This window comes from Microcoleus sp. BR0-C5, from assembly GCF_036705045.1.
In the GTDB taxonomy this organism is placed as follows: domain Bacteria; phylum Cyanobacteriota; class Cyanobacteriia; order Cyanobacteriales; family Microcoleaceae; genus Microcoleus.
On record NZ_JAUBTR010000114.1, the window covers coordinates 1 to 13,956 of the forward strand.

A 13,956-nucleotide genomic window follows, 5' to 3' on the forward strand; every position below is an offset into this window, starting at 1 on the left:
TCATCTTTATTTGACGATTTTACTAGCTTTTTCATTTTAACTCTTTTTTGACACATTCGCAAAACTGAGATGCACCCAGAAATTATAGATTTTTAAATGTATGTGCTAACCGAAAATTTGGGGTTACTTAGGCATCATTTTGTGTGGTTATGATGTTTTTTGGCTCTAGAATCAGACATCCATCAACTGATGAGACTTCGGGTAAGCTAGCCAACTTATTGTCAAACTCAGAGGGCTTCATTTGCTGGGTAGTGGTGCAAGAGTTAGGATTTTTGCTTCCTCAATCCCTACACAGATAGGGTTATATTGAGTTTCATCATTACTTATGCAGGACTACCGATTAGTTTAATAGGTTGCAATGCAGATAATAGCAATTTTCCCCTATCGAACTCAACCCAAATCCGCGATCAAAAACAGGCGATCGCACTTCTTGGGCGATCGTCCGCATTTTGCCGAATGCTGAGCACTATACGATCGCGCGTTTTGTCAATCGCCAAGATGCGGACGATCGGCGGAGGGCTTTGTGTCGGTTTATTCCAGGGGGTGTGTTTGAAGTTGTGTGCGATCGCACCTAATCAATAAACCTCTCCAATAATCATTGTGGAACAGGCCGGAAAGCCTGTTCAAGACTGGCTTTTCTGGAGATGTCTAATAAACACAAATGACGGTGACAATGGTAGCGACTCCGCATTAACTCCGTCGGGGTTTTAACCCCAGCCTCATAGCAAAAGTCCTCGCTATGAGGACTATAAATGACAAATGACTCTTTCAGTCGTCTGAAGACGACTTCAGCTATGAGACAGGGGTTTCAACCCCTGGCGGGCATCGAGAGAATGAAACAGCCCTGATGATGTAGGGGGATATACAGTTCGATACAAACGAGATTTACAGATAACTTGACACCAATAAATACTGTTGTTTCCCGATCGCACATTTTCACCTAAACTCTCCCCCACAAAGCCAAGCCGCCGCCCCTTCCCCTAGCCGCAATTATCCCATCTTCTACCAGAAAATATGCAAAAAATGCCTGCTTCCCCACACTCAAACTAAAAAAATCCGCCTCCCGCGCTTCTCCACCGCGAATAAATCCTTGATACACAGTTTTACCCAACACTTTCACCGTAATTCGGGTAAAATCAAAAGCTAAAATATTTTTATTAACCAAAAACTTAGTCGGCCCCGAAAGAGTTAGTAAGATCGCCCCAACTTGCACCGAATTCTCCACCCTGCCGGTTTCGCTATCCGCTTCCCCATCAGCAACAGCTTGGGCCGAGTAAGCAATTTGAATTTTCGCCACCCACTCAGGGATATAACGTCCCGCGCCTAACACAATTCCCGCTTTTTGTCGAGTCTTTTTCGTGCCGGTGATAAAGCACAAGCGCCAATTGCCGATTAATTGCTCGAAACCATAGCGAATTTTATTTTTTTTCGCGTTTCTCTCAGCTTCTAAGAGGGCTGCGACTACGGCGGCCGGAGATGGTTTTGTATTCGACTTAGCGGCTTGTTCTAGAATTGATATGTTTTCCATTTAATAATATACAGATTTGTATTTTAAGGGTGGTAGCTGAATCTAGATCCCCCTAAATCCCCCTTAAGAAGGGGGACGCAAGAATGCTTCTGAACCCGCCATTTTTAACAAGGACTTTGACTGCTTCTTGTCCCCCCCTTATTAAGGGGGGCTAGGGGGGATCGAGCCTACAGTTAAATGCCTAAGTCCTAAAGCTGCAAGACATTGATAATATTAGCGGATGTAGCGGAGAAAAACATGGTTACGATCGCCCCCACAGACACAGAAATCATCATCATCGGCAGCGGCATAGGCGGGTTAAGTTGCGGTGCAATGCTTGCCCGATATGGCTTTGACGTGATTATCTGCGAAAGCCATTCGATCGCGGGCGGGGCAGCCCACGGGTTTGAACGCGACGGATTTAGTTTCGACTCCGGGCCCTCCCTGTACTCAGGATTATCCTACAGCCCGTCTGCCAATCCGCTGCGGCAAGTTTTGGATGCGATCGGCGAAAAACTCCCCTGCATCACCTACGATACCTGGGGTTGCTGTTTGCCAGAAGGCGATTTCGACACATCCGTCGGTGCGAGTCAATTTGGCGAAGTGCTCGCACAACTGCGCGGCGCGGAAGCAGTCGCCGAATGGCAGCAACTCCAGCGCATCATGGAGCCCTACGCCAAAGCTGCCATAGCCTTGCCCTCCTTGGCTTTGCGCTTCGATTTAGGCGCTGTTTTTACCCTCGGCAAATTTGCGCCGGCTTTCCTGCAAAGTGCTGGCGACGCGATCGCACTTGCAGGCCCTTTCAGCAAAATTATGGACAAAAATGTCAAAGATCCGTTTGTCCGAAATTGGCTGAATTTGTTGTGTTTCCTGCTGTCTGGACTTCCCGCCGACGGAACGATCGCAGCCGAAGTCGCATTCATGTTCGCCGACTGGTATCGCCCCAATGCAGTTTTGGACTATCCGATCGGCGGTAGTGCAGCTTTGGTAAATGCCCTGGTACGCGGTTTAGAGCGCCACGGAGGGCAGTTGCTGCTAAATTCCCACGTTGCAGAAGTTTTGGTGGAAAACAACCGGGCTGCGGGCGTGCGGCTGCGATCGGGCAAAATTATTCGATCGCACAAAGCCGTCGTTTCCAACGCATCCGTTTGGGATACCCTGAAACTGTTGCCTGAAACCTCTGTCCCGCAAAGGTTTCGGCAACAGCGACAGGCGACGCCCGAATGCGACAGTTTCATGCACCTGCATCTGGGAATTGATGCTGCCGGAGTGCGATCGGACTTGGCTTGTCACTACATCTTCGTGAAAGACTGGGAAATGGGCGTTTCGGCCCCTCAGAACGTCGTTCTCGTCTCGATTCCCTCCCTCCTCGACCCCCACCTCGCGCCGCCGGGAAAGCACGTCATTCACGCATATACCCCCGGAAACGAGCCTTACGATTTGTGGCAAAAGCTCGTGAAGCGCAGCTATCCCGTAGGGAATCGCACCAGCGAAGAATACAAACAGCAAAAACAAGCGCGCGCCGAGGTAATGTGGGAAGCCTTAGAGAGAATTATCCCCGATATTCGATCGCGCTGCGAAGTCACCTTAGTTGGCACACCCCTCACCCACGAACGGTTTTTGCGCCGCCATCGCGGTTCCTACGGGCCGGGAATTCGGGCTGGTAGCGGCTTGTTTCCAGGGCCGACAACACCTTTAGCGGGGCTGTTTTGCTGCGGAGATTCGACGTTTCCGGGAATTGGTTTGCCGGCTGTTGCTGCTAGCGGGGCGATCGCAGCTAATACGATCGCACCTTTGGACAAACATTTGCAATTGATTCGGGAAGTTATTAGTTAGTTGTTATTAGATATCTCCCATAATTATTGTGGAACAGGCATCCTGCCTGTTCAAAACCTGCTTTTTAGGAGATGTCTATTAGTTATTTGTTATTTGTTATTTTTTAACGGGATTATTGAAGCGGTTTCATAGCGAAGGATGCGAAGCCAAGAGTAAAGAATAATTTGATATAGTTAGTAAAATGTGACCAATATCTGTCAGCATATAAATAGATAGTTCGATCGCAAAGAGGCCACCGTGCAACCCGTAGACTTTACAACTTTAACCGCAGCTTGCAGCGAACTGCGAGCCCAATGGCTGCCAGCGCGCTTAGAACAAGTCTACCAGCGCGATCGATTTACCGTGTCCCTAGCCCTCCGCACCATGAAAGGGCGCGGCTGGATTGACCTTTCCTGGCATCCTGTGGCCGCGCGCATCTGCGTCGGCGACCCCCCGCCCCGCATTCCCGACACCTTCACCTTCAGCGAACAACTGCGGCACCAACTCAGCGGTTTAGCCTTAGTTTCCATCGCCCCCGTCTCCCCCTGGGAAAGAGTCATCGACTTGCAATTCGCCAAACGCCCCGGAGAACCCGCCCTCTGGCACCTGTACGCCGAAATCATGGGCAAGTACAGCAACGTCATCCTCACTGCCCAAGACAACCTCGTTGTCACCTGCGCCCACCAAGTCAGCGCCAAACAGTCCACCGTCCGTCCCATCCAAACCGGGCAACCCTACGAAATGCCCCCGTCTTTGACCGATGCAGTGCCGAGTCTGAGTGAATCTCAAAACCGCTGGCAATCACGAATTAGCCTGGTTCCTGGGCAATTAAAGAGCAATATGTTGAAGAATTACCGAGGGATGAGTAAAGCCTTAGTTTTGTCAATGATTCGATCGGCTTCTTTAGACCCCGAACAATCCACCGACAGCCTCAATCCCGACCAATGGCAGCAACTATTCCAGCGCTGGCTATACTGGCTGCAATGCCTAGAAAACTCCAAATTTCACCCGAGTTTTACCCCCGAAGGCTACACCGTCATCGATTGGCCGACACCAGAAAATCACCACAATGTAGGGGCGGTGTCCCCGTTCCCGCCCTCTGATTCTTCCATCTCTTCCGTCCAAGAATTACTTAACAGCTACTACACAGGCGAAATCAATCAAGAAGTATTCGCCCAACTGCGGCATCAGCTTACCCAAAAACTCAACAACGTCCTCGCAAAACTGCGCCTCAAAGCCAACACATTTAAAGAACGTTTACAGCAATCCGCAGACGCCGACACCCACAAATCCCAAGCCGACTTACTGATGGCAAATTTGCAGCATTGGGAACCGGGAATGAAATCGATTTCTCTCCCCGACTTTGAAACCGAAAAACCAGTTATCATTTCCCTAAACCCGGAAAAAAACGCCGTTCAAAACGCTCAAGCCCTCTACAAAAAACACCAAAAACTTAAAAGAGCTCGCATTGCAGTAGAACCTTTGTTAGCCGCCGTACAGGAAGAAATCGACTATTTAGAACAAGTTGAAGTCGCACTTTCGGTATTGGAAACCTACCGCAACACCCAAGATTTGCAAACCCTCGCCGAAATCCGCGAAGAACTGATCCAGCAAAAATATCTAGACGTACCAGATTACCGCAGTACCGACAAAAATGCTGCGATCGAATTTCACCGCTACCAAACCCCCAGCGGCTTTGAATTATTAATCGGGCGCAACAATCGCCAAAACGACCAACTCACTTTTCGCACCGCCAACGACTACGACTTGTGGTTCCACACCCTAGAGATTCCCGGAAGCCACGCTTTGCTGCGTCTCAAACCCGGTACTGTGGCTGAAGAAACCGATTTGCAATTTGCCGCCGACATGACTGCTTACTACAGTCGCGCCCGCCACAGCGAACAAGTCCCCGTGGTTTATACAGAACCGAAATATGTATACAAGCCGAAAGGTGCTAAACCGGGTATGGTTGTATACAAGCAGGAGCGAATTGTCTGGGGTAGACCGCAGCAAGCCCCGGCTTGATTTATACAAAGTGTGTAAAAAGGTTGATCGGCAATCGAAACCTCGTTTTTACCCAAAATAACCTGTTTGGAACCGATAAACCTACGCAGACACCGGATTTTTGAACTCCGGTTTGATTATACAAAGTGACCAGAAGTGCGATCGTCCTCAAAATAAAAATCGGTCTGTAATGTAAAGTTTTATTACACAAAATTAAATTTTGTTGTTATAATACCACTTAAGAGAGATGATATTTCTTTGAGAACCCGCTGCAAAGAAACGTGCAACTTGGGTTTCCTCACTGTGAGAAAAACACTGTGGGAACACAACGGATTTAACTATTTGTGCAGACCAGCTTTAGCTAAAGCTGGTCGTTTCTGTTTAGACATTAAACCCAAGCCCCCACCGATTTTAGATGGGCGATTTTAGATTTTAGATTAAAACTGCCAATCTAAAATCTAAAGTCTAAAATCCCCAAGTGCGGCTCCTAGAAAGTAAACGTCGTTCTAACAACCCCAATCACCAAATCAGAATTATCCTTATTGTGGTCAGGAGCAGTCAGCCAAATCAGACCAGGAGTGATAGAAATATTATCGCTCAACTTAAACTGATAAAAACCTTCAACGTGCAGCGAAGTATCCTTATCTTCCGGCAAAGTCCGATTAGTAGAACTCGTCACCCGCGGCTCCATACCTACGATAATCCCCGCCACATTTCCTTCTTTCAACAAATCAGGAAAAGCCAAAGTAACTGCCCAGTTCCAAATTTTTTGATCGCCCCGCTGCACAGAACCCGTAGGAGTACCCAAGTTGGATAAAATGCGCTGATTAGTGTAACCAGCCCAACCGCCAATTGCAAATCCCCGGTTCAACTGCCACGAAGCTTGCGCGCCGTAGGAATTGCTAGAAACTGGCACATTGCTATCGCTGTCGAGCCCGAAGGAAGCCAGACGCACCGGGAAATTAGAAGCATTGCTGCCGGTACCGGTGACGACGTTGTAGGAATTAACGTAAGTTAAACCTAAAGCCATGTTCTCGTTGGGTTTGAAAGTCAACTGAGCCAAACCGCCGTAAGAACCGTTGAACAAACCGTTACCCCGCGTCGGACTCGCGGCGTTGCCGGCCAAATATCCCAAACTCAGCTCCAGTTTCTCCCCAAACTGATGTCGTAGAGCGATACCAGAACCACCAATCAAATAGTAAATCGGGTTGCGAGTACCGAAGTTAGAAAGAGCGCCGTAGCTGCCGTCTCCGTCAAAGTAAGGGTTGACGGTGTTAGCAAAATCATCAGCAGCGCCGGCATTAGCTTCGAGAATTACAGTCGTGCTTTTGCCGAGAGGGAATTGGTAAAGCAGCGCATCTAAACCTACAGTATTGCTAGCCTCGGCAAAAGGCCCGGCATTAAACCGCAATTCCCCTTCAGCGGTTTTGGTATTATTAGTAGAAAACGAACCCAAATTTAAAACTTGCAATCGAGTTCTCAGCAAATCTTCTCCAGAGAAACTCGTGTCGAAATTGATACGAACCCTGCTGCCAAAAGCCGTCGCTTTATCGGCATCGTTACCTTCAGCATCCTCTCCCCTAGCGATACCTGTCAAACCAAATATGACTTCGCCGTTGAGTTTAGTCGTAGTTGAAAACTGATTTGCTTCTAATTCAGAGGCGCGCGCTTCCAAAGCATCGACGCGGCCGCGCAAAGTTGCCAATTCCGCCGCAAATTCTTCTTGCAACCTTTGCACAGAAGCCAAATCTTCTCGCGTCGCCATACTTCTGGAACCGCCTTGAATCAGCTCGCTAACTTTATCCAAACACGCATTTAAACCTGCCGCAAACTCGTAGCGAGTCATTGCCCGGTTGCCGCGGAAAGTGCCGTCAGGATAGCCCGCTATGCACCCGTAGCGCTCTACTAGAGACTGCAAAGCTTGGAATGCCCAATCGGTGGGCCGAACGTCGGAAAGTTGCGAAACAGAGGTTACTTGGCCGGCCGCATCTTCGCTGCTACTGCCTTCTGTGGTGTATTCATTAATTTGTTCTAAAACATTTGACTGTGCTGGAGGTTGGGCACTTGGATCAGTCGATTGGGAAATATGCTCTTGGGCGCTTAAATTAGCCGGTGTAGTGGCGGGTTGCGTTTCGCTTAAGTTTGCGGGCGCGACTGCGGGGATTTGCTCCGCGACAGGTTGTTCGGCACTTAAATTTGCGGGCGTGACTGCGGGTTTGGTTTCGCCTAAATCTGCTGCAACTGCGTTTTCCGGTGCTTTTGCTTGTTCGGCAACTGGGGCACTCAAATCGTTAGTGTTAGCGAAGCGATCCGAAGGAAAGCCCTCGTAGAGGTTCGCACTTTCTTTCTCAATAGTTTCAACAGTTGATTTGCTAGCTAGTGACGCTGGTTCGGCTGTCTCAGGCTTTGCCGTCTCAGACTTGGCTGCCTCGGTTACAGCACCTGCTAATTGCAATTGATCAGCTTGAGCTGTGGTGGCAATTTCTACAGGTTTCTCTGCTGCTAGCGCCGTCGAAGATACGACTAAACTTGCTGCCAATACAGCGGGACTAACTAAAAGTCCCTTCCACAAAATTCTGGACATTTTTTCCTCACACCACATTACGGCCGATCGCCCGTTCCGAAGATTTAGCCGATCGCAAATCACCTTTAGTATTGAGCCTAATAGTATTTATTGTCAACAATCTGGGAAATCACTGCCGGAGAGTGCTGTTTTGCTGTGGCTGATTTGACAAAAACCCCGTTTATTCCCAAAATCCTTGGTTTGACTCACATCTTGTACCATTCTCAAGAACAGGCTTTTCGGCCTGTTCCACAAAGAGTGAATTTTCTTGTGGAACAGGCCGAAAAGCCTGTTCCTAAACAAATAATTGAGAATGGTGCAACATCTCAGTTTGAAGATACCTACCTAGAAACCTGGTTGATGGCCCGATATGGCGTAAGTGATCCCTCAGTAAGATTAATATTGACAGAACTGGCGCTAACACATCGTTCGATCGGCTACAAATACAAGTGAAACAACTCAAATACGCCCTAGTTCACGAATGGTTGACGCCCTTAGCTACTGGCGGTTCAGAACTCGTAGTACAGGAAATTCTCAAACACGTAGACGAGGCAGATATCTATGCCCTCATCGACTTTGAATCAACCAATCCCGAAAGCTATCTTTTCGGGCGACAGATTGGCACAACTTTTTTGCAGCACTTTCCCAAGGCCCGCAGCGGCGTGCAAAAATATCTGCCATTTCTGCCGATCGCGATCGAACAACTGGATCTGCGAGAATACGACATCATCCTCTCATCATCCCATGCCGTCGCCAAAGGCATCCTCAGCAGTCCCCAGCAAATGCACGTCTGCTACTGCCACACGCCCATGCGTTACGCTTGGGACTTAACTTTTGACTATTTGCGTAGCAGCAAAGCCGGACGAGGCATCCAGGGTCTGCTGACGCGATATTTGTTGCATCGACTGCGACAGTGGGACGTAATTTCCGCCAATCGCGTTGATTATTTCATCGCTAACTCTCAACACACGGCGCGCCGAATTTGGCGGTGTTATCGGCGGCGGGCCCAGGTGATTTATCCGCCGGTAAATATCGAGCGATTTTCCTTGATGCGGCAAAAACAAGACTTTTACGTCACCGTTTGTCGGTTGGTAAGTTACAAAAACGTAAGTGCGATCGTCCAAGCATTCAATCAACTAGGGCATACTCTCATTGTCATCGGCACCGGGCCAGAATTAGAAATGATTCGGCTTCTCGCCAAACCCAACGTGCAAGTGCTCGGCTGGCAGCCCGCCTCCATAGTTGAAAAGTACATGGCAGAGGCGAAAGCCTTTGTCTATGCAGCTTGCGAAGATTTTGGCATAGCTTTGGTAGAGGCTCAAGCTTGCGGAACACCGGTAATTTCCTATGCAGCAGGGGGCGCTTTGGAGACAGTGCTCGACATTCGCCAACACCCAGAGACTGGGACTGGTTTATTTTTTTCCTCCCAAACCCCAGCAGCATTAGTCGAAGCTGTCGAGGAATTTGAGCAGTTGCAAGGCAAATTTGAGCCAGAAATCGGCAGGTTGCGCGCTGAACAGTTTGCCCCCGAAGTCTTTGGGCAGCGCTATCTAGCTTTTGTGGAACGCTGCTATCAGGAATTTCAATCCCGTGATTTTACCGAGTCTGGGGCTTGAGAGTACCACAACCCGATAGCGGGACAATCTTCCTTCTGCCTTTGTATAAGTGCCTTCAGAAGACCTCTGCATCAGTGCCTTGTGCCTTCTTCCTTCTGTCGCCAGAAGCCCTCTTCGTTCTGCCTTCTGCCTTTTGAAGCCTTCTGAAGGCAGAAAATTGAGTATTTGAAACATAATTCAGAGAACAAAGCGTCTTGAGGCTTTATGATCAGGACTGTGTGTGGTGTGAAGTGAAGGAGTAAGATGACTGCCGACAGCCAACTAATCTCCGGCAAGGTAATTCGAGCGATCGCAAGACGCGGTTTTGGGTCTGTCCTGCAAGGAGATAGACGCATAAGTCGTTCTCTACAGAGCCTCGACGGAGAACTTTTCAAGCGGTTATTTGACATCCTGTTTTCCTTATCGGTTCTGATCCTGTTTGCTCCGGTTTACCTGCTTTTGGCTTTCTTAATTGCCTTAAGCTCGCCCGGTCCTATTTTTTACGTACAGGAACGAGTAGGCAAAAACCGTAAAAGGTTTTATTGCCTGAAATTCAGAACGATGGTGGAAAATGCGGACGATATATTGCTGGAAATCATGGAAAATTCTCCGCATTTGCGTCAAGAGTTTGAGGACAATTTCAAGCTGAAACAAGACCCTCGAATTACCTGGATTGGAAGATTTTTACGAATGACCAGTTTAGACGAGTTTCCCCAGTTTTGGAATGTTTTAAAAGGAGATATGAGCGTCGTCGGGCCCAGACCTTTAGTTGAAGAAGAACTGCCGAGATACGGCAATCACATCAACAAAATTCTCACCATAAGACCTGGAATTACAGGCTTGTGGCAAGTGTCCGGTCGCAACGACATTCCCTATCCCCGCCGAGTCCAAATCGACCTCTATTACGCAAATGACAAAAACCTTTGGATGGATATGTGGATTGTTTTCAAAACAATTGGAGTTGTGATTTTTCCCAAAAATAACGGCGCATACTAATTTTTGTCCGCAGTCAGCAATCGGTAGTTAGTTTTATTTGTTACTGACCACTGATGCTGACTACTGACAATCAGCGACAAACTCTTTGTCAAAACTAAACAGTTCCTGGATGCCGATCGAAGAATTGTGAGCTTAACTAAAGGGGCAAATACTTAAATAAACCTACCTCTTATTCATCTAGAAAGATCAGTTCTTCTAGATAGACTACTTTAGGTTTAGGTGTTAAACTTAACTCTATAACCTTTGGCTTAAGGGGGATAGCCTACTTATCTTGGGATAGCCCACTACCCAACAGCGTAGGAAGTAAACTTCAACTGGCTTTAGGTAAATAAAGTTAAGTTTGAGTAAGTTTTATAAAGCAGTTTGAGAATACGGCCGGCAGGGAGCAACAGCCTCTGCCAAAAAATTTATTGTGAATTAACACAGCCTGTCACAGGAAAATCAGATGACGCAACGTAAGCGAGCGCTAATAACAGGTATTACAGGTCAAGACGGCTCCTACTTGAGCGAATTACTGTTAGAGAAAGGATATGAAGTTCACGGCATTATCCGGCGCAGTTCTAGTTTCAATACCGATCGAATTGACCACATATATGTCGATCCTCACAGCGATGGTGCGCGCCTGTTTCTACACTACGGCGACTTGACGGACGGCACCACTCTCCGCCGGATATTGGAAGAAGTTCAGCCGGTAGAAATTTATAACTTAGGCGCTCAATCTCACGTTCGAGTCAGTTTTGACTCGCCGGAATATACGGTTGACACAGTAGGGATGGGAGTATTGCGCCTGCTAGAAGCAATTCGGGACTATCAGCACCGAACCGGCATAGAAGTGCGGTTCTATCAAGCAGGTTCTTCGGAAATGTTTGGTTTGGTGCAGGAAGTTCCACAAAAAGAAACAACTCCTTTTTATCCCAGAAGTCCTTACGCCTGCGCCAAAGTTTACGGTCACTGGCAAACAATAAATTATCGCGAATCTTACGGACTTTTTGCCTGCAACGGCATCTTGTTCAATCACGAATCTCCCCGCCGTGGCGAAACTTTTGTAACTCGCAAAATTACTCGCGCCGTTGCCAGAATAGTCGCCGGCAAGCAGAAAAAGATTTACTTGGGAAATCTCGATGCCAAGCGGGACTGGGGCTATGCTAAAGACTACGTGCGGGCGATGTGGCTGATGCTGCAACAAGACAAGCCTGACGATTATGTCATTGCTACCAACGAGACCCATTCCATTAAGGAATTTCTCGATTTGGCTTTTACTTACGTCAATTTAGATTGGCAAAAATATGTGGAGTTTGACGAACGCTACTTGCGGCCGGCAGAAGTCGAACTGTTGATTGGCGATTCGACTAAGGCGCGCCAGCAATTAAATTGGGAACCTTCTGTAACTTTTCAGGAGTTAGTACATTTAATGGTAGATGCTGACATGAAAGCTTTAGACCAGCAAGGTCGCGGTTCGGGCAACGGATTTGATTAAGTCGCTAAACCAAGCAGTCAGTACGAACAATTTGTAGGGGTAGGGCCCCGTGTCTACCACTTTGGCGAAAGGCGCGCCCCGGAGGATTGCCCCTGCAAACACTTCACAACTGATGAGAGGGTTGTTACAGCTATAGCCTTTCGAGCGTAACATGAGGTGCTCTCGCGGGCATAGGGCATAGGGCATAGGGCATAGGGCATAGGACTAGCCCCCATACCTCACCACGCTTGAGAACCGCTATATTAGCGCCATCGGAATTCAAAGAACCAGCTTAATTGTTCGCAAAATTTTCGGATGTGCGGGCTAAAAAAAAACATTAAAATGATAGTTGAGGAGTCGCGACCCCTCTATCTAACTTTCGGGTGTGCACGAACCATATTGTCCCTATCTGCGGCAGCTAAAACAGATTTGTGGGCAACCTCGTCCAGTAGCTGAAAGCTTTTTTTGCTAAAGCAACAATTTTAGAATTGAAATTGTCGATCGACCCTTATTCAAAATCCCGAGGCTAAAATTATGACAAGCTTGGATTTAAGCAGCAAACGCATTCTAGTCACGGGCGGCGCCGGTTTCTTGGGCCGTCAGGTAATCGACCAGTTAGTGAAAGCAGGGGCCGATGCTGATAAAATTTCTGTAACTCGATCGCGCGACTGCGACCTCCGCGTCATGGAAAACTGCAAGCGCGCCGCCGACAAACAAGATCTCATCATTCACCTCGCCGCCCACGTCGGCGGTATCGGCTTAAACCTAGTCAAACCCGCTGAATTATTTTACGATAATTTGATGATGGGCGCGCAACTAATTCACGCCGCCTACGAAGCAGGAGTCGAAAAATTTGTCTGCGTAGGCACGATTTGTGCTTATCCCAATTTAACCCCAGTTCCTTTCAAAGAAGATGACCTGTGGAACGGCTACCCAGAGGTAACTAACGCACCTTACGGAGTAGCGAAAAAAGCCTTATTAGTGCAACTGCAATCCTACCGCCAGCAATACGGATTCAACGGTATCTACTTGCTACCAGTAAATCTGTACGGCCCGGAAGATAACTTTGACCCGAAAAGTTCCCACGTCATCCCCGCATTAATTCGCAAAGTCCACGAAGCGCAAGAAAGGGGAGACAAAACACTTCCAGTTTGGGGCGACGGCAGCCCTAGCCGCGAGTTTTTGTATTCCACAGATGCCGCGCGGGGAATTGTGATGGCGGCTCAATCTTACAGTGAATCTGACCCGGTTAATTTGGGAACGAATAGCGAAGTTAAAATTCGCGATTTAGTGGAAACGATTTGCGAATTGATGGGATTTGAGGGAGAAATTGTTTGGGAAACAGACAAACCGAACGGTCAGCCGCGCCGCTGTTTGGATACGCAAAGGGCTAAGGAAAAGTTTGGTTTTGTTGCGGAGGTGAAGTTTAAGGAAGGGTTGAAAAATACGATTGATTGGTATCGACAACACGCCGCGTAAGTGTGAAAAACCCGGTTTCTTGAAGAAACCGGTTTTTTTTAGGAAAAATACCAAATGCGGGTTAGAAACTTCATTTATAAGAGTCGGAGGTTGCCACCTATCCTACAGGAACCCGTCCCCCTTCTGGTACTAAGAAATTATACAAATTTGGGTAATAATTCACTGACAATAGTCGGCAGCAGTGCCGTGTCCATACTGCTGTGTCCTGTATTTCATCCGAGTGAAAACTGCTATAATACAAATACCTCGACTGAAATCATCGAAAACTGAAATTTGGGAAAGCCAATGATTCCCGATCGCACCCACAATTATATCTCGCCGGAAGAGTATCTGAAGTTAGAAGAACTCAGTCCGCTCAAACACGAGTATATTCAGGGCGAAACCTATGCAATGGCTTGTGCAAATGACGCTCATGTAACTGTTACTGTCAACTTAGTTACCTTGTTGAGAAATCATGTTCGGGGTCAGGGCAAACGCATCTAAATTGCCGGGAGAATAGTAGTAGTGTTTTGAGGAATAGCCACCGCTATCGGCAGTCAAA

The 13,956-nt window shown here is 47.9% G+C and carries 11 protein-coding genes; 9 read left to right on the forward strand and 2 right to left on the reverse strand.

Features of this window, described 5'->3' with window-relative positions:
* Positions 1 to 306: 306 nt before the first annotated feature.
* The gene (locus QUB08_RS29855) at positions 307 to 582 is read left to right on the forward strand and encodes a hypothetical protein (RefSeq protein WP_333229656.1); all 276 of its coding nucleotides are present in this window, start codon (positions 307 to 309) and stop codon (positions 580 to 582) included.
* Between the two features lie 358 nt (positions 583 to 940).
* On the opposite strand, the gene QUB08_RS29860 is transcribed toward QUB08_RS29855, so the two are convergent.
* On the reverse strand, positions 941 to 1,528 hold the full coding sequence (locus tag QUB08_RS29860) for a hypothetical protein (RefSeq protein WP_333229658.1): 588 nt from the start codon (positions 1,526 to 1,528) through the stop codon (positions 941 to 943).
* A 237-nt stretch (positions 1,529 to 1,765) separates the two neighbouring features.
* On the opposite strand from QUB08_RS29860, the gene QUB08_RS29865 reads away from it, so the two are divergent.
* Positions 1,766 to 3,343, forward strand: coding sequence for an NAD(P)/FAD-dependent oxidoreductase (locus tag QUB08_RS29865; RefSeq protein ID WP_333229660.1), 1,578 nt, complete (start codon positions 1,766 to 1,768; stop codon positions 3,341 to 3,343).
* A gap of 237 nt (positions 3,344 to 3,580) precedes the next feature.
* Positions 3,581 to 5,347: an NFACT RNA binding domain-containing protein gene (locus QUB08_RS29870; protein ID WP_333229662.1), complete on the forward strand. Its 1,767-nt coding sequence runs from the start codon at positions 3,581 to 3,583 to the stop codon at positions 5,345 to 5,347.
* A 466-nt stretch (positions 5,348 to 5,813) separates the two neighbouring features.
* Here QUB08_RS29870 and QUB08_RS29875 read toward each other — a convergent pair whose 3' ends face one another.
* A complete protein-coding gene (locus QUB08_RS29875) occupies positions 5,814 to 7,910 on the reverse strand; it encodes an iron uptake porin (protein ID WP_333229664.1) in 2,097 nt (698 codons plus the stop codon).
* 90 nt (positions 7,911 to 8,000) lie between these two features.
* Between QUB08_RS29875 and QUB08_RS29880 the strand changes: the two genes are divergently transcribed.
* From QUB08_RS29880 to QUB08_RS29905, 6 genes are all read left to right on the forward strand, one after another.
* Positions 8,001 to 8,342: a hypothetical protein gene (locus tag QUB08_RS29880; protein ID WP_333229666.1), complete on the forward strand. Its 342-nt coding sequence runs from the start codon at positions 8,001 to 8,003 to the stop codon at positions 8,340 to 8,342.
* On the forward strand, positions 8,339 to 9,505 hold the full coding sequence (locus tag QUB08_RS29885) for a glycosyltransferase (RefSeq protein ID WP_333229667.1): 1,167 nt from the start codon (positions 8,339 to 8,341) through the stop codon (positions 9,503 to 9,505). The genes QUB08_RS29880 and QUB08_RS29885 overlap by 4 nt, the downstream gene beginning before the upstream one ends.
* Positions 9,506 to 9,748: 243 nt before the next feature.
* Entirely contained in the window at positions 9,749 to 10,480 is a 732-nt protein-coding gene (locus QUB08_RS29890; RefSeq protein ID WP_333054666.1) for a sugar transferase, read from the forward strand.
* A 445-nt stretch (positions 10,481 to 10,925) separates the two neighbouring features.
* Positions 10,926 to 11,957, forward strand: coding sequence for a GDP-mannose 4,6-dehydratase (gmd, locus tag QUB08_RS29895; RefSeq protein ID WP_333229669.1), 1,032 nt, complete (start codon positions 10,926 to 10,928; stop codon positions 11,955 to 11,957).
* A 513-nt stretch (positions 11,958 to 12,470) separates the two neighbouring features.
* Positions 12,471 to 13,415, forward strand: a complete 945-nt coding sequence (locus QUB08_RS29900) for a GDP-L-fucose synthase (RefSeq protein ID WP_333229671.1) — start codon at positions 12,471 to 12,473, stop codon at positions 13,413 to 13,415.
* A gap of 273 nt (positions 13,416 to 13,688) precedes the next feature.
* Entirely contained in the window at positions 13,689 to 13,898 is a 210-nt protein-coding gene (locus QUB08_RS29905) for a Uma2 family endonuclease (RefSeq protein WP_333229673.1), read from the forward strand.
* Positions 13,899 to 13,956 lie beyond the last annotated feature (58 nt).